19 protein-coding genes and 1 pseudogene are annotated in these 22,736 nt (G+C 60.9%); 6 read left to right on the plus strand and 14 right to left on the minus strand.

Annotated features, from left to right (window positions below):
- Positions 1–112: 112 nt before the first annotated feature.
- Positions 113–259 (minus strand): hypothetical protein, encoded by a 147-nt coding sequence (locus IM737_RS04350; RefSeq protein ID WP_236898626.1) that lies wholly within the window; start codon positions 257–259, stop codon positions 113–115.
- 157 nt (positions 260–416) lie between these two features.
- Here IM737_RS04350 and IM737_RS04355 point away from each other — a divergent pair, with 157 nt between their 5' ends.
- Positions 417–773 carry a YciI family protein gene (locus IM737_RS04355; protein ID WP_236898627.1) on the plus strand — a complete coding sequence of 119 codons (357 nt, stop codon included), beginning with the start codon at positions 417–419 and terminating at the stop codon, positions 771–773.
- Positions 774–775: 2 nt separating this feature from the next.
- Positions 776–2,008 (plus strand): RNA polymerase sigma factor, encoded by a 1,233-nt coding sequence (locus tag IM737_RS04360; protein ID WP_236898629.1) that lies wholly within the window; start codon positions 776–778, stop codon positions 2,006–2,008.
- A gap of 242 nt (positions 2,009–2,250) precedes the next feature.
- Here the strand turns inward: IM737_RS04360 and rsgA are convergent, their stop codons facing one another.
- The 3 genes from rsgA to IM737_RS04375 form a co-directional block, all read right to left on the minus strand.
- Positions 2,251–3,204, minus strand: a complete 954-nt coding sequence (rsgA, locus tag IM737_RS04365) for a ribosome small subunit-dependent GTPase A (RefSeq protein ID WP_236898631.1) — start codon at positions 3,202–3,204, stop codon at positions 2,251–2,253.
- A 372-nt stretch (positions 3,205–3,576) separates the two neighbouring features.
- Positions 3,577–5,043, minus strand: a complete 1,467-nt coding sequence (locus IM737_RS04370) for a pyridoxal phosphate-dependent decarboxylase family protein (RefSeq protein ID WP_236898633.1) — start codon at positions 5,041–5,043, stop codon at positions 3,577–3,579.
- Entirely contained in the window at positions 5,043–6,128 is a 1,086-nt protein-coding gene (locus tag IM737_RS04375) for a PLP-dependent cysteine synthase family protein (RefSeq protein WP_236898635.1), read from the minus strand. The genes IM737_RS04370 and IM737_RS04375 overlap by 1 nt, the downstream gene beginning before the upstream one ends.
- A gap of 105 nt (positions 6,129–6,233) precedes the next feature.
- Between IM737_RS04375 and IM737_RS04380 the strand changes: the two genes are divergently transcribed.
- Complete coding sequence (locus IM737_RS04380) at positions 6,234–8,240, plus strand: BTAD domain-containing putative transcriptional regulator (protein WP_236898637.1); 2,007 nt, start codon at positions 6,234–6,236, stop codon at positions 8,238–8,240.
- On the opposite strand, the gene IM737_RS04385 is transcribed toward IM737_RS04380, so the two are convergent.
- A complete protein-coding gene (locus IM737_RS04385) occupies positions 8,237–8,566 on the minus strand; it encodes a hypothetical protein (RefSeq protein ID WP_236898639.1) in 330 nt (109 codons plus the stop codon). The genes IM737_RS04380 and IM737_RS04385 overlap by 4 nt on opposite strands.
- 717 nt (positions 8,567–9,283) lie before the next feature.
- Here IM737_RS04385 and IM737_RS04390 point away from each other — a divergent pair.
- Positions 9,284–10,525 (plus strand): tyrosine-type recombinase/integrase, encoded by a 1,242-nt coding sequence (locus IM737_RS04390; protein ID WP_236898641.1) that lies wholly within the window; start codon positions 9,284–9,286, stop codon positions 10,523–10,525.
- A 278-nt stretch (positions 10,526–10,803) separates the two neighbouring features.
- Here the strand turns inward: IM737_RS04390 and IM737_RS04395 are convergent, their stop codons facing one another.
- Positions 10,804–11,958, minus strand: coding sequence for a GlxA family transcriptional regulator (locus IM737_RS04395; RefSeq protein ID WP_336886231.1), 1,155 nt, complete (start codon positions 11,956–11,958; stop codon positions 10,804–10,806).
- Positions 11,959–11,989: 31 nt separating this feature from the next.
- Between IM737_RS04395 and IM737_RS04400 the strand changes: the two genes are divergently transcribed.
- On the plus strand, positions 11,990–12,820 hold the full coding sequence (locus IM737_RS04400) for an alpha/beta fold hydrolase (RefSeq protein ID WP_236898643.1): 831 nt from the start codon (positions 11,990–11,992) through the stop codon (positions 12,818–12,820).
- Between the two features lie 285 nt (positions 12,821–13,105).
- Here the strand turns inward: IM737_RS04400 and IM737_RS04405 are convergent, their stop codons facing one another.
- Complete coding sequence (locus IM737_RS04405) at positions 13,106–13,747, minus strand: hypothetical protein (RefSeq protein ID WP_236899988.1); 642 nt, start codon at positions 13,745–13,747, stop codon at positions 13,106–13,108.
- Here IM737_RS04405 and IM737_RS04410 point away from each other — a divergent pair.
- A pseudogene (locus IM737_RS04410) lies at positions 13,707–14,006 on the plus strand (transposase); the annotation flags it as partial. The gene IM737_RS04405 and the pseudogene IM737_RS04410 sit on opposite strands and share 41 nt — an antisense overlap.
- A 1,023-nt stretch (positions 14,007–15,029) precedes the next feature.
- Here the strand turns inward: IM737_RS04410 and IM737_RS04415 are convergent.
- The 7 genes from IM737_RS04415 to IM737_RS04445 all read right to left on the minus strand — a co-directional run bounded on the left by IM737_RS04415 (position 15,030) and on the right by IM737_RS04445 (position 22,733).
- Positions 15,030–16,889, minus strand: coding sequence for a chloride channel protein (locus IM737_RS04415; protein WP_236898645.1), 1,860 nt, complete (start codon positions 16,887–16,889; stop codon positions 15,030–15,032).
- A 198-nt stretch (positions 16,890–17,087) separates the two neighbouring features.
- Positions 17,088–17,570 carry a heme-degrading domain-containing protein gene (locus IM737_RS04420; RefSeq protein ID WP_236898647.1) on the minus strand — a complete coding sequence of 161 codons (483 nt, stop codon included), beginning with the start codon at positions 17,568–17,570 and terminating at the stop codon, positions 17,088–17,090.
- 1 nt (position 17,571) lies between these two features.
- On the minus strand, positions 17,572–18,045 hold the full coding sequence (locus IM737_RS04425; RefSeq protein ID WP_236898649.1) for a VOC family protein: 474 nt from the start codon (positions 18,043–18,045) through the stop codon (positions 17,572–17,574).
- Between the two features lie 58 nt (positions 18,046–18,103).
- On the minus strand, positions 18,104–19,087 hold the full coding sequence (locus IM737_RS04430; RefSeq protein WP_236898652.1) for a Gfo/Idh/MocA family protein: 984 nt from the start codon (positions 19,085–19,087) through the stop codon (positions 18,104–18,106).
- Positions 19,087–19,908 (minus strand): formylglycine-generating enzyme family protein, encoded by an 822-nt coding sequence (locus tag IM737_RS04435; RefSeq protein ID WP_236898653.1) that lies wholly within the window; start codon positions 19,906–19,908, stop codon positions 19,087–19,089. The genes IM737_RS04430 and IM737_RS04435 overlap by 1 nt, the downstream gene beginning before the upstream one ends.
- Before the next feature lie 154 nt (positions 19,909–20,062).
- Positions 20,063–21,625, minus strand: coding sequence for a sulfatase family protein (locus tag IM737_RS04440; protein ID WP_236899858.1), 1,563 nt, complete (start codon positions 21,623–21,625; stop codon positions 20,063–20,065).
- Between the two features lie 67 nt (positions 21,626–21,692).
- The gene (locus IM737_RS04445) at positions 21,693–22,733 is read right to left on the minus strand and encodes an ABC transporter ATP-binding protein (protein ID WP_272906544.1); all 1,041 of its coding nucleotides are present in this window, start codon (positions 22,731–22,733) and stop codon (positions 21,693–21,695) included.
- Positions 22,734–22,736: the final 3 nt, after the last annotated feature.

A 22,736-nucleotide genomic window follows, 5' to 3' on the forward strand; every position in this document is an offset into this window, starting at 1 on the left:
TAGCGGCCGAACGGCTATGCGCCCCATTCAGCCGTTCAGAGATTTGGGATTTTGCTGAAAGCCCCAATTTGGCTCGATTCTGCCAATGGCAGACATTTGTTTGCGCCGTTCACTAGGTGACTGCGATTGCGAAGGCGGCCAATAGCCCCACCAGAAGGATTGCCAAGCGCACCTGATCCAACGCGGTTGGCTGCGGCATAGCGGGTGGCGTCTTTGCACCAAGCCGCGTTATCAGCGCGGCCATGAGAATTTCGATCATCGGATTTACTCGTGCAACGGCATCGTGCCGCTTGCTTCACGAGTTAGTCGGTGTGGCTCGGCTTCGTTCGACCTGTGAAAAAAGAAAACGGATGCTGTAGAAATTGGCCAATGCCGTTCGGCTAGGGGCGTCAACCACTGGCGGCAAGGAGCCCATCATGCAGTACATGTTTTTAATCTACCTCGACGAAGCCAAGTTCGCCGTCATGAGTCAGCCCGAGCGCGACGCGTTCGGCAACGGCATGCTCGACTATGACGAGGAGCTCAAAGCAAGCGGTCACTACGTCACAGCCGAGCCGCTCAAGGCCCCATCCGAGGCCACCACCGTGCGTCGCTGGAATGGCGCCCTGACCACGACGGACGGCCCCTTCATGGAGACCAAGGAGCACCTGAGCGGTTTCGTATTGGTCCAAGCGCGCGACCTCAACGAAGCCATCCAGTTGGCCGGCCGGATGCCGCTCGCCACGGTCGGCTCGATCGAAGTCCGCCCGCTCGACGTGCTGGAGCGTAGCTGACCATGGGCCTCGCCGGACCTACCGAGCTCGATGCCGTCTGGCGCCAGCACTCGCGCAAGGTCCTGGCTACGCTCATTCGGCTGCTGCGCGACTTCGATCTGGCCGAGGAGGCGCTGCACGACGCCTTTCTCGTCGCAGCCAACAAATGGCCCCGCGAAGGCATGCCGGACAATCCCAGCGCCTGGCTGATCTCGGCCGGACGCTTTCGGGCGCTCGACAAGCTGCGGCAGCGTGCCTGCTTCGATACCGCCCAGGCCGAGTTGGCGCTTCTGCTGGCCGACACCGAATCGGCGGAAGAAACCCATCTTGCCGACGACCAGTTACGGCTCATTTTCACCTGCTGTCATCCCGATCTTGCGCCCGAAGCACAGGTCGCATTGACGCTACGCGAGGTGTGTGGGCTGACAACTGAAGAAATCGCCCGAGCATTCCTCATTCGCACGCCGACGCTGGCCCAGCGTATTGTCCGAGCCAAACTGCGGATCAAGGAGGCGGGTCTGCCTTATGAGATACCGGCGCAGGAAGAACTGCCGGGCCGGCTCGATAGCGTACTCCGCGTCATCTATCTGGTGTTCAACGAAGGCTACTCGGCTCATTCTGGCGACAGCATCGTCAGGGCCGAGCTCTCCGTTGAGGCGGTGCGTCTGGGTCGCCTGTTGGCTGGTCTTTTGCCGGACGGCGAAGTTCTTGGGCTCCTCGGCCTGATGCTTCTGAATGAAGCGCGGCGGCAGGCGCGGCAGACGTCCACTGGCGACGTCGTGCTGTTAGCCGATCAGGATCGCAGCTTGTGGGATCGCGCGATGATGGCTGAGGGCACAATACTGATCGAGCAGGCTTTCAGGCAGCATCAGGTTGGACCCTATGTGCTGCAGGGCGCCATTGCCGCTGTGCATGCAGCCGCGTCGAGCGCCGCCGAGACCGACTGGAATGAGATACTAGGGCTATATGGCATTCTGCGGCGCGCGGCGCCTTCGCCCATCGTCCAGCTCAACCGCGCCATTGCTGTGAGCATGGTGCGGGGCCCGGCGGCAGCGCTCCCCCTGGTTCAGTCAATGCTGGATACGGGCCAGCTCGCGGACTATCACCTAGCCCATGTCGCCGAAGCCGACCTGCTGCGGCAGTTGGGGCGCAATGAGCTGGCCAAAGCGGCCTACGTCCGCGCCCTGCAGTTATGCAGGCTTGAGCCTGAGAGGCGTCTTTTGCAAAGGCGCCTAGCCGAACTTGCGCCTTCATAGACGTTGCGCCGGCTTCGCGTCCCATTTCCACCATTTGGGATGCCTTTTCGATTTCCTGAAAGCGGTCGTTCCGGTATCTCGCGACAACATCTAAAACGGGGTGGTTTGCCAATAGGCGTTCATCGTCGGCAATGCGCCTCCAGTCTGGTCGTTGAGGTCTGCTTGCTAGGTTGCCGAGAGCGGACTTTGTTAACCGGAACGCACAGGAGTTTGCGCCAGTTTGCGTAGAAACCATGTCGGCCTCAGCCGCGACTTTCAATCTGTAGCTTTCGCCAGCGTGTGACACGGTCTGGATCGAGCGTGCCGGCCGCTACTGCCGCCAGGACGGCGCAGCCGGGTTCGTGGTCATGAGTGCAGTTGCGGAACTTGCAGGAAGGGGCGAGCTCGGTGATCTCGGCGAACAGGAAATCCAGTCCTTGCCCCAAGTCCTTCATGTGCAAGCTTCTGACACCCGGCGTATCGATTACCCAACCGCCGCCGGCCATGGCATGCAACGAACGCGCGGTGGTTGTGTGGCGGCCCTTTGAATCGTTCTCGCGGACACGGCCTGTCCTTTGCGGCAACCGAGATCCGGAGGCAACCAAAGTGTTCACAAGCGTCGACTTACCGACACCAGATGAGCCGACAATGGCGACCGTTGACCCCGCGCCACACCAAGACCGCAGGGCCACGACGGCATCAGCCGAGCGGGCGTTGGTTGCCACAACCGCCAAATCACGCTGCAGGCTAGCAGCTTGCCGCTCAAAGTCTTGCGCGTCATCGACCACATCGGCTTTGGTCAAAACAATGACGGGATTAGTTCCGGCATCGTTGGCGAACGCGAGATAGCGTTCGAGCCGCGCCAAGTTGAAGTCCGTGTTGCAGGAAGCGACTACGAAGAGCGTATCGACATTGGCGGCAACAAGCTGGGTGGGCCTCTTACCCTCTGCTGCACGCTGCAAAAGCGTCCTTCTATCCAGACGGCGATAGAGCATCTTTGTGAGAGGATGTGCCAGCACCCAGTCGCCAACCGCATAGTCCGCAGTGTCGGTGCGCGGCGGCAGATCAATCTCGAACTGCTCCGTGTCCACAAGACCCGTCAGCCGTCGGCGATGGACCGCGTCGATGCGCAAGCGCCAGAGCTCTGCTTCGTTACCAGCGAGCTGGTCCTCGAAGAAGCTGTCCCATCCGAGTTGCCTTACCGAGACGTGAGTCATCGCGGTTTGCAGCCGCAGATCAGCATCTGAGCGCGATTGCCGATGATCACTAGTGCTTGTCCGAGCTTCGGGCTGGGACCTCACTTTGGCTTCCAGTCGTCGGCTTGAGCTTGGCCTCTGCACGTTCAGCGTTCTTCAGCCTTTTGAGCCGTTCACGCTCCTTTCGCTCAAAGTCATAGTTTGGTTGGCGGGCCATGGTGCCACTTTCTAAAAGGGTAGTACCTGACCCTTCCCTGACTAAAACACAAGGCATCAATACCGTGAGCCTCAAAGGCCGCGCTGCGCCATGCCCTTTCCTCCGGTCAGCAAATTCGGCGAGAGCGCTCCGTTGCAGGTGCGCAACCTATCTGGATACCTGCGAACTGACTTCCGCTACGGATGACTATTCGAGATAGCATTTTGAAGCCGCACGATTTCCCGCACGAGGAGTGCTAAGTCCTCTCGTCGCGTCCGGTGATTGGTGATGGCGACCCGCAGGCAGTGCTTCCCCCTTATAGTTGTGTCTGAGAGCACCGCGATGCCCTCCTCCTGGAGCCGCAGCATGATCTCCACGTTCAACGCCTTGACTGCGGCCGGCTCCCGGATGCCGTCTCGACAGGAGAAGCAAACGATATTGATCGTCGTGGGGGTCAGCCTTTCGAGGCTGAGCTGGGCATCGATCAGACCGCTGAGATAGTGAGCCTGGGCGATGTTCTGGTCGATCAGCCGCCCGAACTTGTCGATGCCATGCTGTTTGATGGCCATCCAGACTTTTAGCGCCCGGAAAGCCCGCGTGGTTTGCAAACCATATTCATGCAGCCATGGCGCCGCGGCGACGCCACGTGGCGATTGTTCCAGATATTCGGGTGTGACGGCGAAGGTGCCGTGATGGGACTTAGGGTCTCGGATCAGCGCACAGCCGACCTCGAAGGGAGCGTGAAGCCATTTGTGTGGATCGAGCGCTACTGAATCGGCGCGCTCAATGCCAGACACGAGCAACCGATTGGCGGGCGCTATGGCGATCAGCGCACCGATGCAACCATCAACGTGAAACCAGAGGTCTTCCTCCGCTGCGACCGTCGCCAGCCCGGCCAGATCATCGATGGCGCCGGAATTGACTGTTCCGGCCGTGCCGATGATGCAGGCGGGGCTAAACCCCGCGGTCCGGTCTTCGGTGATGGCCAAGCGCAATGCCGGTATGTCGATCCGCAGACAGGCGTCTGTCGGTATCCGACGGAGCGCCTGGTTGCCGAGACCCAATGCCTCCATGGCCTTGCGATGGCAGGAATGGACTTGATCAGAAGCGTAGAAGCGCAAGGGTTGCGGTATGGCGGCGACGCCGAACTCCCGCACATCTACCCCGGCTTTCACGTTTCGGGCGACTGTTAGGCCGATGATGTTGGCCATCGAACCGCCGCTTTCTAGCGTACCGCTGGCGCTGGCGGGAAACCCCAGCATCTGCTTGCACCAATCGACCACCTGCTGATCCAGCAGTGCCGCCGCGTGATTGCCACCACCGAGGTTCGAGCCCTGCACTGCCGCGAGGAAGTCGCCCAAGGCGCCGGTCATGTTGGACGACCCCATATACCACGACCAGAAGCGCGGATGGATGTTGCCCATGGGATAAGGCATCAGGTTCTCGGTGACCGAGCGATAGACCTCGGAAAGCTGGGATGGGCCATGCGGAAGGGGTTCGGCAAAGGTCTGCCGCACCGCTGCTGGCATCGGCTGCCAGGGTCGCCTCTCGCGAACGTCCCGCAGGTAGCCCACCGCATCGCTGACGATCTTGTGCGAAAGCGCCTCGGTCTCGGCCCAATCGTCAGGATCGAGCGTTTCCTCGATCAGATCCAGTCCGTCCATCAGACCGGCGCCAGGTGATAGCCGGGCGTCGACAGCGACAGCGCAATCTCGTCGGCATCCATTTCCGCCTCGATGGCCTCAAACAGTGACGTCGTCATATAGCGCTCGCCGGTATCGGGGAGCATGCAGAGGATCACCGAGCCTGGCGCTGCTTGCTCCGCGACCTGATGAGCGACAGCAAAGCTTGAGCCGCCCGAAATGCCGGTGAGAATGCCCTCCTTCTGCGCCAGGAGCCTCGCCCAGTTCATGCCATCGGGACCCGAAACCGGGATTAACTCGTCGTAGCCTTTGGTATCGACCACTTCCTGCAGCACCAGCGGGATGAAGTCAGGCGTCCAACCCTGGATCGGGTGCGGCGTAAAGGCGGGATGGCTCACTGTGGGCGCCCCCTCCGTGTTTCGCTCCTGGGACTGGCCACTACCCAGCAATTGCGCGTTGGCAGGTTCGCTGAGGACAATCCGGGTTTCGGGACGCTCGCGGCGCAGTACGCGCGAAAGGCCCGCTACCGTACCGCCGGTGCCATAGCCGGTGACGACATAGTCGAGGCGCGAACCGGCGAAATCGTTGATGATTTCGCGCGCAGTGGTGGCTTCGTGGATATCGGCGTTGGCACTGGTTTCGAATTGGTGCGCCAGGAACCAGCCATTGGCCTCGGCGAGCTCGACGGCTTTGTTGTACATGCCCAGGCCCTTCTGGGCGCGGGGTGTCAACACCACCTTGGCGCCCAGCATGCGCATCAGTTTGCGACGCTCGATGGAAAAGCTGTCGGCCATGGTAACGACGAGCGGATAGCCCTTTTGTGCGCAGACCATTGCCAGGCCGATGCCGGTATTGCCGCTGGTGGCCTCCACCACAGTCTGGCCCGGCTTGAGCGCACCGCTGCGCTCGGCAGCTTCGATGATGTTGAGCGCCAGGCGATCCTTGACCGATCCAGCTGGATTGAAGAACTCGGCCTTCACATAGAGTGTGACGCCGGGCACGCCCAGATTGTTGATCCGGATGGCAGGCGTGTCGCCTACGGTCTCAAGAACACTATCAAATAGCCGTCCACGTCCATTAGTGGTTCGTGTGCCTGAATTCTGCATGCCCGTCTCCCATTATTGCGGTCGCCCTGGCCGGATGCGCCATCGTGGATTCGATGCTACGATACTTTCGAGCCGACCATCGTGGGAGAAAGCGTGGAAACGCGCATGAAATCCGCTGCATCGGAGCATGACAACCACTGCAAGGGCATCGCAATCACGATGCTCGGGCCCCTGGCGGTATGGCGGGACGGCCGCGCCGTTGCCCTGCCTGCATCGCGCAAGGCGCGTGCGCTGCTGGCCTACCTGGCCCTTGCGCCGCGGCCCGTCAGCCGCAGCTATCTGTGTGAACTGCTCTGGGATGTTCCAAGCGATCCGCGCGGCGAACTGCGCTGGTGCCTCAGCAAGCTGCGGGCATTGCTCAACGAGCCAGGATCGGAGCGCGTATGCACAGAAGATGACCATGTCTGGCTCGCGTTGACCGACTGCCAGATCGATATTGCATCGCTTGAAGCGGCCCTGGCCGCACCGGCGGCATCTATGCCATACCCGGAATTGTCGGCACTCTGGCGCGGGCAATTCCTCGATGGCCTGACGCTTGATCGGTCTCCCGTCTTTCAGGCCTGGGTGACCGCCCAGCGGCGACGCTCACTCGGCAACTATCTCGCGTTGCTGCAACTCGCCGTCTCGTCCTGCACGGACCCTGCCAGCCGCCTCGTGCTTATCGAACGCTGGATCGAACTCTCGCCATATGACGAGCGGCCACATGTGCTCCTATTGAGCATCCTGCGTCAGGCCGGCCAGATCAGCGCCGCGGAGACGCACCTGCGCAACACGATCGACCTGTTCCGTTCCGAAGGCTTGGATACTGCAGGCCTTCGCTCGGCTGGGGACAGGGTGAAGGGCACTGAGCGAGTGCCAGCGACGCTGGCGATAGCTGACCCCAGCGAGGCAGCGGCAGAGCCGTTACTCCCGCGCCATCGTGCATCCCTGGCCATCATGCCGTTTGTCGAACAAACCGAGCAAGGGTCGCGGGGCGGACTTGCCGATGCGCTGACGCAGGACATCATTACCCGGCTAGCCCGCATGCGCACGCTGTTCGTCATCGCCCGGGGATCGGTTTATGCGCTAACGGAAAGTGGCCAGGGCGCCCTTGAGGCAGCGAGGAAGCTGAAGGTCGACTATGTCACCAGCGGCACCTGCAAGGTCAGCGACAGCGGCCTGAGCCTGGGCATCGAACTGATCGAGGTCAGGTCCGGGAGGATCGTCTGGAGCGAGCAATTCGAACGGAGCGCCGCTCATGCGATTACGCTACTGGACGAGCTTGGTGACCAGATCGTTGCGGCAATTGCCAGCGAGATTGAGACCGTCGAGCGAAACCTGGCCGTGCTGAAGCCCGCAAGTTCGCTCAATGCCTGGGAAGCGTACCATCGCGGCCTGTGGCATATGTACCGTTTCACCAAGGATGAAAACGGGCTGGCGCAGCGGTTCTTCCAGCATTCGGTCGACCTCGATCCAACCTTCGCCAGGGCCCATGCCGGCCTGTCCTTTACCCATTGGCAGAGTGCGTTTCAACATTGGGGCGACAAGGGTCGGGACCGTGATCTCGCCTATGCAACAGCAGGACAAGGCCTCATCGCCGACGATCGGGACCCGTCCGCCCACTGGGCCATGGGCCGAGCGCTGTGGATGCGTGGCGACGTCGATCAGTCGCTGGTGGAGCTGGAACAGGCGGTAGACCTGAGCCCCAACTTCGCGCTCGGGCACTACGCCCTTTCGTTCGTGCAGTCGCAGTCAGGCGATCCGCAGGCAGCAATCGCCGCAGCAGATCATTCCCGCAACCTCAGCCCGTTCGATCCGCTGCTGTTCGGCATGCTGGGCGCCCGTGCGATGGCCCACGTTCGGTTGGGCCAGTTCGAGGAAGCCGCTGACTGGGCGATGAAAGCTGCGGCGCGCCCCAATGCGCACGCCACGATCATGGCCATCGCCGCCCATTGCCTGGCCTTGGTGGGACGCGTCGAAGAAGCGCGAACAATGATGGCAGCCATTCGCGTTGCCGTGCCGCGGTATGGCATTGCCGATTTCCTCGACACGTTCCGTTTTGCGCCCGAATCCGAAGCGCATTTTCGTCACGCCGCCCGCCTGATCGAGAGCGGTAGCACAATCCGGTACTAGCGCGTAGACGGCACGGCGGGGCCCGATTGCAAAAGCTTGCTCACGCTCGTCGGCAAAAATGGTCCCTTGCCAGGGGCCCCGGCGATGCGAGCCGGTGGGGGACAGGAAACGCAGGCGCATTCGCCCGCTTCGGCGCAGTAGATTATGTTGTCACCAACAATGATATCGATCCCGCCGTCGCCATCATTCATCGTGTAGGTGCAGTTGGGATTTGCGTCGCACAATCGAATAGCTGTTCGGATTTCGGTCGCCTGCACCGGTGTCAGCGTTGCCGACAAAGCGACAAACAGTCCCGAGACCAGACCTGCACACTTTATGCTGTTCATCTATTTGGCTCCATACATTGCGTCAGCCGCTGCAGCACCACTTACCTCATGGCATGTGGTCTACTCGCCGGTTCTAAGGCGCGGATCGGTTGCCAGCGTGGGAGGCCACGTGGAGACGGACGTGGAAATGTGGGTTGTGAACAAGATCTAAGCACCATTTCGGGATTGCGAAGCCGTCACGACCGCCCTCACGAACCTGCAAGCTGCACAATCGGCGTAGCCTTAGCTCCTCGGCTGGATTGACCGTCCGCTTCTGTTGTTTTGGCCCCAAAACCTGCCAGTCCGCTGTCGGCCCCAAACCTGCCGAAATCTGTCGAGTGGGATGATCGCGGCTCAGCCCACTTCCGCGGTCTCAGCGCAGCTACCTGCCCCCTGCCCCAGCGGAACTCCGGGCCTTAAGGGATGTCGTGGCGCCCAAGAGGTCCAGGCCCCAGTCTTGCGCCATTATGATCCAGCGTGATCATCGGTGATCCAGCAGGAGTGAGCGTGATGCATAACCATCCAAGAATGCCTATTTCGATCACGCAGGATCACGCTGTATCACACTGATTCATCTGTATTTTTTGACTTGTCGTAGTCCCGGCTAGTGTGGCAGATTCAGGGTGGTTATCGGGGGATCAAGACCCCTACCGACCCCAGTTGCCGACTCCATTTTCGGTGGGTGCTCCCACTTCTCCTCTGTCGGCAGGTCCACTCTCAACGCAAGGGAGAAACACCGTGCCGGTCATCTCTGATGGAGAAATACGCGCCGCGCTTAAGCGGATCGAACAAAGCGACAAACAGGAAACGCTTGTCGACGGCAACGGACACGGCACCGGCCGTCTAATCCTTGTTCTGAAACCTATGCCCACCCGTGTGACTGCCGACTGGATGGCGCAACAATGGCGTGACGGGAAGCGGGTCAAGAAAAAGATCGGTTCTTACCCATCGATGTCTCTGGCCAGTGCGCGCGAGATATTCGACCGCGACTTCGCCAAGATCATTCAGAAGGGCCGAAGCATCAAGATTGCGACCGACGCCCGCGCCGGAACTGTCGAGGACCTATTCGGGGGCTATGTTTCCGCCCTCAAGTCCGCGAGCAAGCCCTCCTGGAAGGAGACAGAAAAGGGCCTCAACAAGATCGCCAACTCGCTCGGCCGACATCGCCTGGCCCGCGAAATCGACCCTGAGGAAATCGTGGAGGTGATCCGACCGATCTATGAGCGCGGCGCCCGCGCCATGGCAGACCACGTCAGAAGTTATGTCCACGCCGCCTATAGCTGGGGCATGAAGTCCGAACACGACTATCGCAACGCATCGCCGCGCCGGTTCCGCATACCGTTTAATCCCGCATCCGCTATCCCGACTGAGCCAAAAGTGCGGGGCACGCGATGGCTGGACGAGACCGAGTTCGCGCGCCTCTATTGGTGGCTCGATTGCCCCGACGTTCCGGTACATCCCTCCTACCCTCGTGCAATCCAACTCATCATGCTGACTGGCCAGCGCGTCGAGGAGATCGCGCGCCTCCATGTCGATCAATGGGATGCGGCAGAAAAGATCATTGACTGGTCGAAGACGAAGAACGACCAGCCGCACGCTGTACCGGTCCCCTCGCTGGTAGCAGAGCTGATCGATTCCATCATCCCCAACGAGTACGGCTGGTATTTTCCTTCGGCCAATGACCCTTCAAGGTCAGTCAGCCATGGCTCGCTCTACAGCTTTATCTGGCGGCAGCGGGACCGCGGGGTCATCCCCTTTGCAACCAACCGCGACCTGCGACGCACATTCAAAACCCTGGCGGGCAAAGCCGGCCTCTCCAAGGAAATCCGCGATCGGCTGCAGAACCATGCGCTGCAGGACGTAAGCTCGAAAAGCTACGATCGCTGGACCTACATGCCTGAGAAGCGCGCAGCCATGAGGAAATGGGATGCGTATCTAAGGAGACTGCTCACCCGGAAGGCCGTCAAGCAAGCTGCCTGACCCGACATCGGCGCGCATTTCCTGATAACGCTAGCCACAGCCCCTTCCCTGCCGACCGTCTTCCGCCCCCATTCTTGCCGTTCATGCCACCGCTGCGGCGACCCGAGAGCTGACGGTCTGCTAAGCGGGTATCAAGGTCCCGAATAGGGTGGGAAGCGGAATGTCTGCAATTACTCAAAGCGGAGCGTTAGCTGCCGTTGCTCACCACATCCCGTTGCATAAGAACGTGCGGGATATGTCCGGCAGGTTCCCATATTCCAACCTAGCTGCAGTTCGCGTCAGGCCGGTTCGGCTTGAGCGCGTGCGGCGATGCCGAACTGCTGGCGATAGGCGGCTGGCGGCATTCCCGCCAATTTCTGAAACACCTTGCGGAACGCGGCCGGGTCGGAATAGCCCACATCCCAGGCGATACGGTCCACTGGCGTCAAGGTCCGTTCCAGGACCTCGCGCGCCTTGGCGATCCGGACATGCTGCAAGTATTCGACGGGCGTGAAGCCGGTGGCCGCAATGAACCGGCGCAGAAAGGTGCGGCCTGTCATCCCCGCGGCCGTGGCCAGATCGGCCACCCCTTGCAGGGTCGCGGCATGGGCGTGGACGTGATGTTGGCTTTGCCGGATTGCCTCATCCGCATGGTCGAAGTGAGGTACGAACTGGGCAAAGGGACGCTGGCTCTGACGCGGCGGCTCGATCAGCAGAAAGCGCGCCGTGGCAAGCATGGTCGCGGGGCCCAGCAGGCGGCCCACCAGCGTCAGGCCTAGATCGGCCCAGGCAAGGATGCCCCCGGCAGTCATGATATCGCCCTCGTCCAGCACCATGTGTTCCTCTGCCAGGAGCACCTTGGGAAAGCGCTGCGTCAGCTGCCGGGCAAAGGCCCAATGCGTCGTGGCGCGTCGGCCATCGATCAGGCCGGTTTCTGCCAGAACGAAGGCCCCAGCGCAGACCGAGCATAGCGTAGTGCCAGCCGCATGCTGGTCACGCAGCCAGCGCGCGGCGACAGGCGCGGGTGCCATGCATTCCGGCATAACGATGCTGGGCGGCACAATCACCTGAGCCAGTCGGTGCGGCGCTCCGGGATGGCTATCCCAGACGCAGTCAACGCCCGCCTCCGTCGTCTGCCAATGGGTGACGCGCACGGCACGCGGCGGGTCGCCGGCCCATTCGCCCGCGATGCGGAACAGGTCGGTCAGCCCATAGATCGCAGCCAGCTGGCAGTCTGGGTAAATCAGAAGACCGATTTCGGCGACCAGCTTGGAATTCTGCGCCATTGTCCGTTCTGCCCCGTTGTTTGTCATTTTCGCCACATCCCTTTCTGCAGGGCTGGACGTATTTTGTCCATATCGAACTGAAAGGCACCCGATGATCTTCGACCTTACCAGACGAGCACTGCTGACGGCCGGAGCGGCGGCCGCCGCCTTGCTGATGATGAACCGCATGACTTCCGCACAGAACCAAGGAGACCTTATCATGGCGACTATCAAGACCCAGGACGGCACTAACATCTTCTACAAGGACTGGGGCCCACGCGACGCGCAGCCCATCGTCTTCCACCACGGCTGGCCACTGTCGGGCGACGACTGGGACAATCAGATGCTCTACTTCCTCGAACAGGGCTACCGGGTCATCGCACATGACCGCCGTGGCCACGGTCGGTCCGACCAGACCGATACCGGCAACGAGATGGACACCTATGCAAATGACGTCGTTGAGTTGGCCCGGGCGCTGAACCTGACCAACGCCATCCATATCGGACACTCCACGGGCGGAGGCGAAGTGGCGCGCTATGCCGCAAGGGCCGAACCTGGTCGCATTGCCAAGGCCGTCCTGATCGGTGCGGTGCCGCCGGTGATGGTTGCGTCCGGAGCCAACTCCGACGGCATCCCGCTGGCGATCTTTGACGGCCTTCGTGCGGCGCTGGTGGCAAACCGAGCACAGTTCTTCCTCGATCTCCCGTCCGGACCGTTCTACGGCTTCAACCGTGAAGGGGCGACCATCAGCCAGGGCCTGATCCAGAACTGGTGGCGTCAGGGCATGTCGGGTGGAGTCAAGGCGCATTACGACTGCATCAAGGCCTTCTCTGAAACTGATTTCACCGAAGATCTGAAAGCGCTGACCATCCCCGTCCTGCTGATCCACGGCGAAGATGACCAGATCGTGCCGATCGCCAATTCGGCCCACAAGGCGATCAAGTTGCTGCAAGATGGCACCCTCAAGACCTATGCGGGACTGTCGCACGGGCTGTTCGCAACGCATCCCGAAGTGGTGAACCCCGACCTGCTGGCCTTCGCCCGCGCTTAAAGGCAAAGCGGGCTGCGTCAGATGTCGCAGCCCGCCAGTGCCCCTGACCCAGTGCCTTGACCGATGGCGGCCTTTGGGATGCGCCAAGAACAGCCGCAACGGCAGGAATGGGGGTCGGAAGTTGCCTCGCGCCCGTGCTGCCGTTAGGTGGCGATAGGTTCGCAGGCGCTTCCCAACGCTAGGGCACGATCAACCCGCGCTGACCGTCCCGATCATCCGCATAGGGGGCCGCATCGTAGGCCGGCTGGGTTTCCAATTGCCCGCGGAGGCGGCGCCAGCCGACAGCTAAAGCAAGTCGAGCGCCTTGTCCGGACGAGGCAGTCGCAAGGCTTTGAAGAGCTGCTGAAAACTCTCGGCTCTTTGCACTCCCTCCGCGAACCGCTCCTCCTCTGCAGGATCGGTTGTACCCCAATTCTGCAATGAATGCGGACCCTGCAAGCAATCCTGGATGAGTTGCTTGACACTGCTCAGTGTGTGCGATGGCTCCTCTCTGAACGCCACTCGAATTCCGCCCACACCGAAGAACCAGTGCAAGAGGAGTGGCATAGGCGTTCGGTCAAAGGCGCCCAGGAACTCGATGTCGGCGATGCTTTGAACCTTGCCGTCACGATCGATGATCAGGGTGTCTGCGCAACGTGCGCGAAGCTTTCGTCGCGAGCCTTGCGTCTGTTGAAAGGCCTGAGTGCTCAGCGGCATCATCATGCGTTCGGAGGGTCTAAGGAGCAGCAGCGTTCGAAAACCAGTGCCCACGTCTGCTGTCCCCCTGCCGCCTTGCCAAGGTGTCACCGCGCCCAGATGAGTGCAAGTTGCAAACAATCGGTTGGTGAACTCTCCTTTGAGCGGGCGGGAAATCGCCCGACGGGCCCGCGAGGACGTGATCGCCAGGCGGGTGATGACGATACCGGGCGTGGGCCCGATCACGGCCACGGCGGTTGCCGCCCTGGCCCCGCCGGCGGAGACGTTCACCAAAGGACGAGACTTTGCGGCCTGGTTGGGTCTGGCACCACGTCAGCTCTTAACTGGTGGCAAGCAAAAGCTGGGGTCGATCACCAAGATGGGTGCGCGAACCTTGCGGCGGCTTCTCATCATTGGTTGCAGTGCCGTGGTCCTGCAGGCGAGCAAGCGAGGTGCACCCGCAGGCTCATGGCTTGAGCAGATGATGGCTCGCAAGCCGCGCATCCTGGTAATCTTCGGGGTTCCTGACCTTTGGTGGAAAGCAGACCGTACGAAAATGGGCGCGATCAAGCTAAAGCGGCCTCCGCATTGACACACCTTCTTCACCCTTCCTCAATTGTACACCATCTGAGCGTCGCAGTAGCGGACCGGTTTACCGTTTTGTAGCGGCCTCGGAAATCGGGATCGCAATTGTTGCCACTTGGGGGGCGGCGATAATATCCATCGATCCTGTAGCACTCATAGAACTCAGGATTGTTTGGGGTGGGCTGAGGCGTCAAGCTGCTGCACGTTTCCTCAATAATATCCCCATCGGCAGCATCTTCGCTCGTGCCCTGGGGCGGCGTGGGGCGGGGTGGATGGTTCTCCCGATCCCAATCGTCGCCCATGCGCATGTAGTCTTCAATGTTGGCCCATAGGTCGGTGCCGCCTAACTTACCATCGGGCACGAGGTTGGGCTTCGGTTGTGGCACGGTCGGCGGAACCTGTGGCGGAGGATTGCGGACGGCCTGAAGGTATGCCTGCAATGCACCCGGCTCCCCGTCAAAGCTGAAAGCAAAGGAAGACCTGGGCGCTGCGGCCTAAACGCCCATCTTGCACCCAAAGCGGCTTTCAAGAGCAAAGTCCGCCGTTCCAGTGCAAATCCGGCCTGGGCGGATGACAGGCACGCTGTTGGCGTCGCCACACCGGCTCTGTTCGCTCAGGTTTTCGAGGCCGAGGCTCCCGATCAAAATGGGTGTCGAGATCTCCTACTTCTGGACCAGAGACTGGCTCTCTCGGTGGTGCTGGACCTATTCTTCTGCCGCCTCGGTTGGACACCAGTGACCGACCGCATCGGGCCCTGGCTCTATAGGCTCTCAGGAAGGCACTGGCCGTGCGCCAGCCGCGGCGGGTCTGATCCACCTTCGCCAGATCAGTTCGGATTTTCGGGTCTTGAAGAAAGTCTCGACCCATGGCGTTGTCGTGACAGTTGCCCTTGCCCGACATTGAGATGCGGATGTCGTTTCGGCGCCGTGGGCATTGTAAAGAAGAGAGGTCACGCCGCCAAGTCCGCTCGGGCCTTCTCGAGCTCCTCTGCGTAGCGCCGAAGCAGGTGGGCCTCGGTCAAGGTGCCGATCACCTTGCGTTCTGCAAGGTCAGACACCACCACCAAGGCGTCTGCGCTGTGCTTTTCGAACAAGGCTTCGGCGTCATTCGCTCCCATCGCGGGGTGCAACATGACCTCGCGGTACTGAAGCACCGCCTGCACCGACAGGGTGTCGTCGTCGACCCCTTCGCCATATGCATCGGCGACATCGATCAAACCGGCATAGCGACCATCATCACGCACCGCGATAACTCTGGTGGCCGCACCAAGGGGATAGAGGCGGCGGAACTCCTTGAAGGTTATTCGGTCCGGAACCGATTTGACGTCGCGGCGCATCATCTTGCCGACCGTAAGATTGCGCATCCAGCCAACGTCATGCGCACTGCGGATAGTTTCGCCGCGCAGGTGGAAGCGCCAAGTGGTGAACGAATATCCGAAAGTTTCGCGTACCAACATGGATGAAGCAACCGCAGCGACAAGAACTGCTACGGTCAAAGGTAGGCTCCCTGATGTTTCAAGCGCCAGGAATGCCATAGTCAAGGGACCACCCACGATCGCAGCGGCAAGGCCAGCCATCCCAACCAGCATGGGCACGCTCGGGTCAGGAAACAGACCCGGGTCGATGTAGGCGGCCAGCCAGTAGAATGCCTGACCCAGGATAGCACCCAGGAAAAGCGAGGCGAAAAACAAGCCACCTCGGAAACCTGAGCCCAGCGAGACAGCCGAGGCAACTATCTTCAGGCACACTATCAGCAAGGCCAGGATTATCGGTAGTGGCGGCGCGACAAATGCGTGCTCCAAGGCGCCGTGACCTGCGGAGAGAACGGCCGGCGTGACCAACGCAAGACATCCAACGATTGTTCCACCAATAGCGGGACGGGCCCAAGTCGGTATTTTTAGACCGCTGAACGCAGCTTCGATCAATCCCACAAGCCGCATGAGCAGGATTCCTACGCCACCTGTGGCAAAGCCACAAAGGACAATGAGGACGATTTGGGGCAGGCCGATGTTGATTGCCTGGGTAATCGAAACGATCGGCTCGCCCTGACCGAACAGGGAGGCGACCAACACGGCAGCGATCGAAGCTGCTACGACCGGTGTCAAGGTGGCGATGGTGTACGTGCCAATGATGAGCTCGAAAGCGTAGAAGGCGCCGGTCAACGGCGCTCCAAACGCCGCCGCTATCGCACCGGCGGCACCACACCCCACCAGCTTGCGCATGTCGCCGCGTCGCAGCTGGAAGATGTCGCCGAGTTTGGAGGCCAGGCCCCCGCCCATTTGCGTATAGGCGGCTTCAAGGCCCACAGACGCACCGAAGCCATTGGATACAACCGTCTGAGCAGTAATGATCAAGCTGTCGACCATGGACAACTTACCGCCATGAAGAGCATTGGCCTCGACCAAGTCGACATACCTCGACTTCCGGCGCCGAAGAAAAAGCATGGCGACACCCAGGATGATGCCCCCTGCAGCAGGCATAAGAGCCAGGTGGAGCGGTAGTGAATGCAGGGCGCTCAGGCGCTGCTCGTCAGGCAAGTCGTATAGGACACGCTGAAGCGCGTAGGCCAGGTCGCGCAACACGATGACCACCAGGCCCGCAGCAGCACCGACAATTACGGCGAGCAGGACCAGCCAGCTTTCGCGCCGTCGGATTAGTTGCCTAAGCCTTGCACCAATTCCGAGGCCGCCGACGATACCCGCTCGCCAAGCCGCAAGGCGCTGTCGCAAGGTCTGGAGCTGCTCCGGGATTTCTACACTAGCCTTGCCGGCATGATCTGGTTCGCCGGTTGAATTCGCATCTTCTAACAATGCAGTTTCGCCAATTCTATCAGTTGTGCGTCGTGTGCATTCCGTGGGCAAGGATTTGCCACGGAATGCACAGCCCACGTGAGAGGCTCTCCGGGGCAACTTCGTTGGCACTGCAAGCTCCAGCTGAGCACGCGCTCTCGTTCGCCAATCGCCCTGGGGCTGCATCCTAATCGAAGCGATCTCCCAATATCGCTCCGGTCAGCCGCCCATTTCTCCGTTCTTCAGCCGCTTAAGAGCATCAATAACCAGAGTGTGGTCTTCGACGTCGGGTAAGCCACTTACGCCGACAGTGCCGACCAGCGTTCCATTTTGCATCATGAGCGGCACTCCGCCGCCGCTTGCGACATAATCTGCGGGAGGCAAACGGAAGCGTTCGTTGAAGTCGAACTGCGTCTTCTCGGCCTGAAGGCGCATAGAGAGCGAGCTGCGCTGGAACCGCTGCGCGACGGCGCGCTTTCGCGCCGCCCATGCTAGGTTGTCGGGCGTGGCCCCCGGCAAGAGTGTCGCGAAAATGATGTCTGCCCCGTGCGCGAGGGTAACAGAGACCTTCAATTTCCGTTCGCTTGCCGCAGTGCGCATCATCTGACCCAAGCGCCAGGCGATTTCGTAGTCGAAGCGCTCAAGTCGGAGGGATTCCTGCTCCTCCGCCAAGGACTCCAGGGTGTAGGCTTGATCGCCCATATCATTCACCTCGCAATCGCTGAATTGCCCGCCTCTGGAGCGAGTTGCTTCCCATCTCCATGAGCTCGATCCGATTTCCATCGGGATCAATCATCCAGCATTGCCGGTTCCCGTCGCGACCAGTGTTGACTACTGGGGACGGGCTCACCTGGACCTCGCCCTGGATCCACTCGACAAACGTGTCAGCACCTTTCTCGATCAGATGGCGAACCGCATCATCGAGGTTGTCCACTTCAAGGCAGAAGTGATGGACGCCCATGGCATCGGCGCCGGGCGCCTGGTCACCGACGGCGTCAGGAAACAGCTCGAGATACTGGGTGTCGGTCACGCGTAGGTAGACTAGAAAAAGGCCGCCGACCGGGTTCTCTAGCCTGAGCATCTCCTTGAATTCGAGAACGGTGCGATAGAAGGCGAGCGACCTCTCAATGTCCTTCACCTTGAGGGCTACATGTGCGATCGCCGTGATGTTCTTCACGATGGATTCCTCAGTTTCGTATGGGTGGGACGGCAGGACGCCCCAAGCGAGACGGAGGTCATCGAAGAGGTCGCCTCTGTGGCATGGTGAGTGCATAAATCCGGTCGACTGCGGCCATGTTTCCGATGGCGTCATCGCGGTTCTCCATCGAGGGAATGCCCACGGACGCCGATCGGAGAAAAGCGGCAAGCTGGTAGTCGTAGGTGGTCCCACCGCCAACCGTGTATTGGCTCAGAATTCCGTCCCGCCAAGAGCGGATGGAGTGACCTCGGTGAGGCGAGGACGGGTTGTCCACCTCGATGCACCCCTGAGCCGCCTCAATCCGCAGCCAGGGACGAAACGGAGGATCCTGGATGTCAGCGATCATGGTCGCATCGACATCCTGCTCGAACCGCAGGGTGGCCTCCATCCTCGTATCGACGCCAGATGCCCCGACCCGCGCGGTAGCGGCTATGATTTCAGGCTCGCTGCCCATGAATGAGCGCAGCCAATGGAGCGGATAAACGCCCAGGTCCATCATAGCGCCACCGCCCAGGGCGGGATCGTAGCGGATGTCCTCGCGATCCCACGGGATATCTACGTGAAATTCAGCCCGTATTGAGCTGACCTTACCCAGCTTCTGTCGCAGGCTAACGATATGCTCAAAGAGCGGATGGTGCCGGTAGTGAAAGGCTTCTACCAAGATCCGGCCGCAACGCTCTGCGGTTGCAAACATGGTTTCGGCTTCAGCGGCATTTAATGCCAACGGTTTCTCACACAAGACGTGCTTGCCGGCTTCAAGCGCGCGAATGGTCCACTCGGCATGATGGGACGGGGGAAGCGCGACATAGACGAGGTCTATGTCCCGATCGTCTAGCATCGCCTGATAGCTGGTGTACGCTTTCTCTATCCTGTGCAGGCTGGCAAAGGCTTCGGCGCTGTCCGCCCGCCGCGATGCAACTGCCGCTACGGTCACGTCAGCCCGACGACGGCATGGTTCAATGATCGCCCGCGGTGCGATACGCGCCGCGCCTAGGATGCCAATTCTAAGCAACGCGCCCATCAAGGACGCACTTCAGGATGGCTGACGGGCCCGAAAGCTACGCGAAAGCCCGAATTGCAGCCGCCGCTATCGGCGGGGAGGGCGAGGCGCGCCGCAATGCGGTAGCGGTAGCAGTAGGTGCGGTGGCAAAGAAAACTGCCACCCTTCATCAGGACTTCGTGGCGCTCGCGAGCGGATGAATTGCGCCTCTCGGCGCCGCTGGTGGTCGAGTGCAGACGAAAGGTCTCCGAAGTCCACTCCCAGACGTTGCCGGCCATGTCGTAGAGACCGGCACCATTCGGCGCGAATGTCGCAACCGGCGAAGTCCCCCGCCAGCCGTCGGCGATGGTATTGTACTCGGGAAACTTGCCCTGGAAGATGTTGCAGGGCAGGAAGTCCTGGTCGTCGGGCTCGTGGTCGCCCCAAGGAAATCGCGGGTCGTCCAACCCTCCCCTGGCGGCATGTTCCCATTCCGCTTCAGTAGGCAGCCGGCCTCCGGCCCAGGTCGCAAACGCTCGGGCATCCGACCAGGATATGTGGGTGACGGGATGGTTTGCCCGTTGCCGAACGTCGCTTCCCACACCTTCCGGCCGGTGCCAGCAAGCCCCTTCCACTTTGCCCCACCAGGGCGAACGCCCGTCGATCGGGGACACCGGCCCGTTATCCCGCAGCAGGGGAATGAAGACCAGACCCCACCCAAAACGCTCGGCCTCCGTGATATGGCCCGTGTCGAGCACAAATGCGGAGAAGCGTGCGCACGTCACGGGCGCGACATCCATCTCGAAGGGAAGCAGTTGGTGGTAGGTCACCAGACCTTCGCCGTCTTGCGGTATTTCGGGCATGCTTGTCCCGGTATGGCTGGGGCCGCCAACGAAACGGGCACGCGCCGGTGGCGTGGAATCGGCAATGCTCTGCCATGACGACCGGGGCACACTGGCCGCGATCACATCCGCCCCTACCCTGCTCAGGCTCCCGCAGCAGTTCATTTCGGGCCCTTCAGCCGACGCTGGTCTTGAGAGAACGGGCTGAAATTCCGGCGCGAACCTGCAGGCTGTCGTGCTCAGGAACGTCGCCGATTTCGCTCATGTGATTGTCGAGCTTGCCAAGCATCGTGAGGAAGACGTCGGCGTAAGCCGGATCGTTGGCCAAGTTCACCAGCTCGCAACGATCGACCTCACAGTCAAAGAGCTCCCACTCGGGCGCTGCACCGACCGGTCGCGCGCCGAGCTGCCCCAGGTCATCATTGTACCAGTAGATCAGCTTGTAGCGCTGGTCACGCACGCCATAGTGCGCACGGGCCTCATGGATCGCGTCGTTGTTCATCCAGTAGCGGTGATAGGCGATCTGGTCCCAATCGTCGGGGGTACGGCCCTCCAGCACAGACCGCAGCGACTTCCCCTGCATGTAGCTAGGGACAGGCAGGCCGGCATAGTCGAGGAAAGTTGGAGCGAAATCGACATTGCCCGCCAGATCGCCCGACACGCTGCCGGCCGAGATTGCCGCGGGGTATCGGCAGAGGAAAGGCATCTGGTAGCTTTCCTCATACATGAACCGCTTGTCGAACCAGCCATGCTCGCCCAGGAAAAAGCCCTGGTCGGAGGTGTAGATAACGATGGTGTTCTCGGCCAGGCCGAGTTCGTCCAGGGTATCAAGCATGCGGCCGACGCCATCGTCGATCGCCTGAACCGTGCGCAGATATCGCTTGAGGTAACGCTGGTATTTGAATTCTGCGAAACGCTGCGGGTCGTCGAAGGCAAACCTCTCACCCGTTTCGGCGCAGATCACCGTGATGCTATTGCCGGGCAGGAGGTCCGGGATCTTCCGCATGGCGAATGGCTCAAGCATCCGATGGCCTGCACGCTCTGCCCCACCTTCGGGCTGCACCAGGGCAAGGTCTTCCCACAACAGGTCCGAACGAACCCGCATCTTGGCTGCTGCGGCGGCGGCCCGGCCTTCGTAGTTGTCATTGAAGGTCTCGGGCAGGGGAACGTCCTCGTGCTGCCAAAGGTGCCCATAACGTGGGTGGTACTGCCAATTCCGGTGGGGCGCCTTGTGGTGGCACATCAGGAAGAAGGGCTGATCCTGGTTGCGCTTTATGAAGTCGACCGACATGTCCGTAATGATGTCGGTCGCATAGCCGCTGACACGAGATACTCCGTCGGATGAGATGAACTTGGGGTCCCAATAGTCCCCCTGCCCGGGCAAAACCGTCCATTCATCAAACCCGGTAGGTTCATGGGGTCTGCCCTCCCCGAGATGCCACTTGCCGAAGATGGCCGTGCGATAGCCTCCGGAGCGAAGATGCTTGGCGACGTTGGGAAGGCGGTTGTCGATATGGGTGTCGAGCGTGGTCACGCAGTTCACGTGGTTGTGCGTGCCAGTAAGGATTGCCGCGCGTGACGGTGTGCAGATCGAGTTGGAAACATAAACCGCGTCGTGCCGCATGCCCTCCTTCGCCAGGCGATCAATGTTGGGCGTATGATTGATGCCAGAACCATAGGCGCTAATGGCGCGGGCGGCGTGATCGTCGGCCATTATAAAAATGATGTTCGGGGTCATCACCAAGCTCTCGCAAAACTGAACAAAATCTAATGAGACTGGCTCCGTCAATTGACGGGGCCAGCGTTTAGGGTGCTGCGTTGCGGATGGCCAAACCGTTCGCGTCGAAGAGATGGGTGCGACCGCTCAGGGCGAAAGCGATCGGAGAGCCGGCCTTCGCCTCACTGCCGGGCTCCGATCTGGCGACCAGTTCCTGACCCCATGACGTCTGGAAGTAGATGAACTCGGCGTCGCCAAGCTGTTCCACCACAGTCACGGTGCCGCGCAGCGGGCCATCCGCGGATACGGTGAGGCCATCAGCCCGGACGCCAAGCGTCTTGGCCCCAGTTGCCATATCAGTCGGCTTCGAGCTGTACGGAAATGCGCCATCCCTGAGCTCGAGGAAGTTCATCTTCGGACTGCCGATGAACCCCGCCACAAAGATGTTGTCGGGTCTCTCGTAGAGGTCCAGCGGTTTGCCGATCTGTTCGACCCGGCCGTCGCGCAGCACAACAATCTTGTCGGCCAGCGTCATAGCCTCGACCTGATCGTGGGTGACATAGATCATCGTCGACCCTTCAAGCTGCGTGTGCAGTTTGGCGATCTCGAGACGGGTGGCGACACGCAGTTCGGCGTCAAGATTCGACAATGGCTCGTCGAATAGGAAAACCTCAGGTCGACGCACAATCGCACGCCCGATCGCAACGCGTTGGCGCTGTCCACCCGACAAAGCCTTTGGCTTACGCTCTAGGTAGTCCTCCAGACGCAGGATCCTAGCGGCCTCGTCGACACGCCGCTTTACTTCATCCTTGGGCGTTCCATTCATGAGCAACCCAAAGCCCATGTTTCGCTCGACGGTCATGTGGGGATAAAGCGCGTAGGTCTGGAAGACCATCGCAGTCCCACGCTTGGATGCATCAATGTCATTGACCCGGCGGTTGCCGATGGCGACGTCGCCGCCGGAGATTTCCTCAAGGCCGGCGATCATCCGGAGCAGCGTGGACTTTCCGCAGCCTGAGGGGCCAACGAAGACGCAGAACTCCCCTTCGGCGATGTTGATATCGACGCCCTTGATCACCTGGACAGCGCCGAAATTCTTCTTGACGTTACTCAGTATTACGCTGGACACGGC

It is taken from the genome of Devosia sp. SL43, from assembly GCF_021729885.1.
Taxonomy (GTDB): Bacteria; Pseudomonadota; Alphaproteobacteria; order Rhizobiales; family Devosiaceae; genus Devosia.

Excerpts from the sequence above, each read along its gene's own strand:
- IM737_RS04385 (WP_236898639.1), bottom strand. The coding sequence starts at position 8,566 with ATGAACAGCATAAAGTGTGCAGGTCTGGTCTCGGGACTGTTTGTCGCT.
- rsgA (WP_236898631.1), bottom strand. The coding sequence starts at position 3,204 with ATGACTCACGTCTCGGTAAGGCAACTCGGATGGGACAGCTTCTTCGAG.
- IM737_RS04430 (WP_236898652.1), bottom strand. The coding sequence starts at position 19,087 with ATGGGCGCGTTGCTTAGAATTGGCATCCTAGGCGCGGCGCGTATCGCA.
- IM737_RS04435 (WP_236898653.1), bottom strand. The coding sequence starts at position 19,908 with ATGCCCGAAATACCGCAAGACGGCGAAGGTCTGGTGACCTACCACCAA.
- IM737_RS04350 (WP_236898626.1), bottom strand. The coding sequence starts at position 259 with ATGATCGAAATTCTCATGGCCGCGCTGATAACGCGGCTTGGTGCAAAG.
- IM737_RS04370 (WP_236898633.1), bottom strand. The coding sequence starts at position 5,043 with ATGGACGGACTGGATCTGATCGAGGAAACGCTCGATCCTGACGATTGG.
- IM737_RS04400 (WP_236898643.1), top strand. The coding sequence starts at position 11,990 with ATGGCGACTATCAAGACCCAGGACGGCACTAACATCTTCTACAAGGAC.
- IM737_RS04420 (WP_236898647.1), bottom strand. The coding sequence starts at position 17,570 with ATGGGCGATCAAGCCTACACCCTGGAGTCCTTGGCGGAGGAGCAGGAA.
- IM737_RS04380 (WP_236898637.1), top strand. The coding sequence starts at position 6,234 with ATGAAATCCGCTGCATCGGAGCATGACAACCACTGCAAGGGCATCGCA.
- IM737_RS04440 (WP_236899858.1), bottom strand. The coding sequence starts at position 21,625 with ATGACCCCGAACATCATTTTTATAATGGCCGACGATCACGCCGCCCGC.
- IM737_RS04375 (WP_236898635.1), bottom strand. The coding sequence starts at position 6,128 with ATGCAGAATTCAGGCACACGAACCACTAATGGACGTGGACGGCTATTT.
- IM737_RS04355 (WP_236898627.1), top strand. The coding sequence starts at position 417 with ATGCAGTACATGTTTTTAATCTACCTCGACGAAGCCAAGTTCGCCGTC.
- IM737_RS04360 (WP_236898629.1), top strand. The coding sequence starts at position 776 with ATGGGCCTCGCCGGACCTACCGAGCTCGATGCCGTCTGGCGCCAGCAC.
- IM737_RS04395 (WP_336886231.1), bottom strand. The coding sequence starts at position 11,958 with ATGCGGTTCATCATCAGCAAGGCGGCGGCCGCCGCTCCGGCCGTCAGC.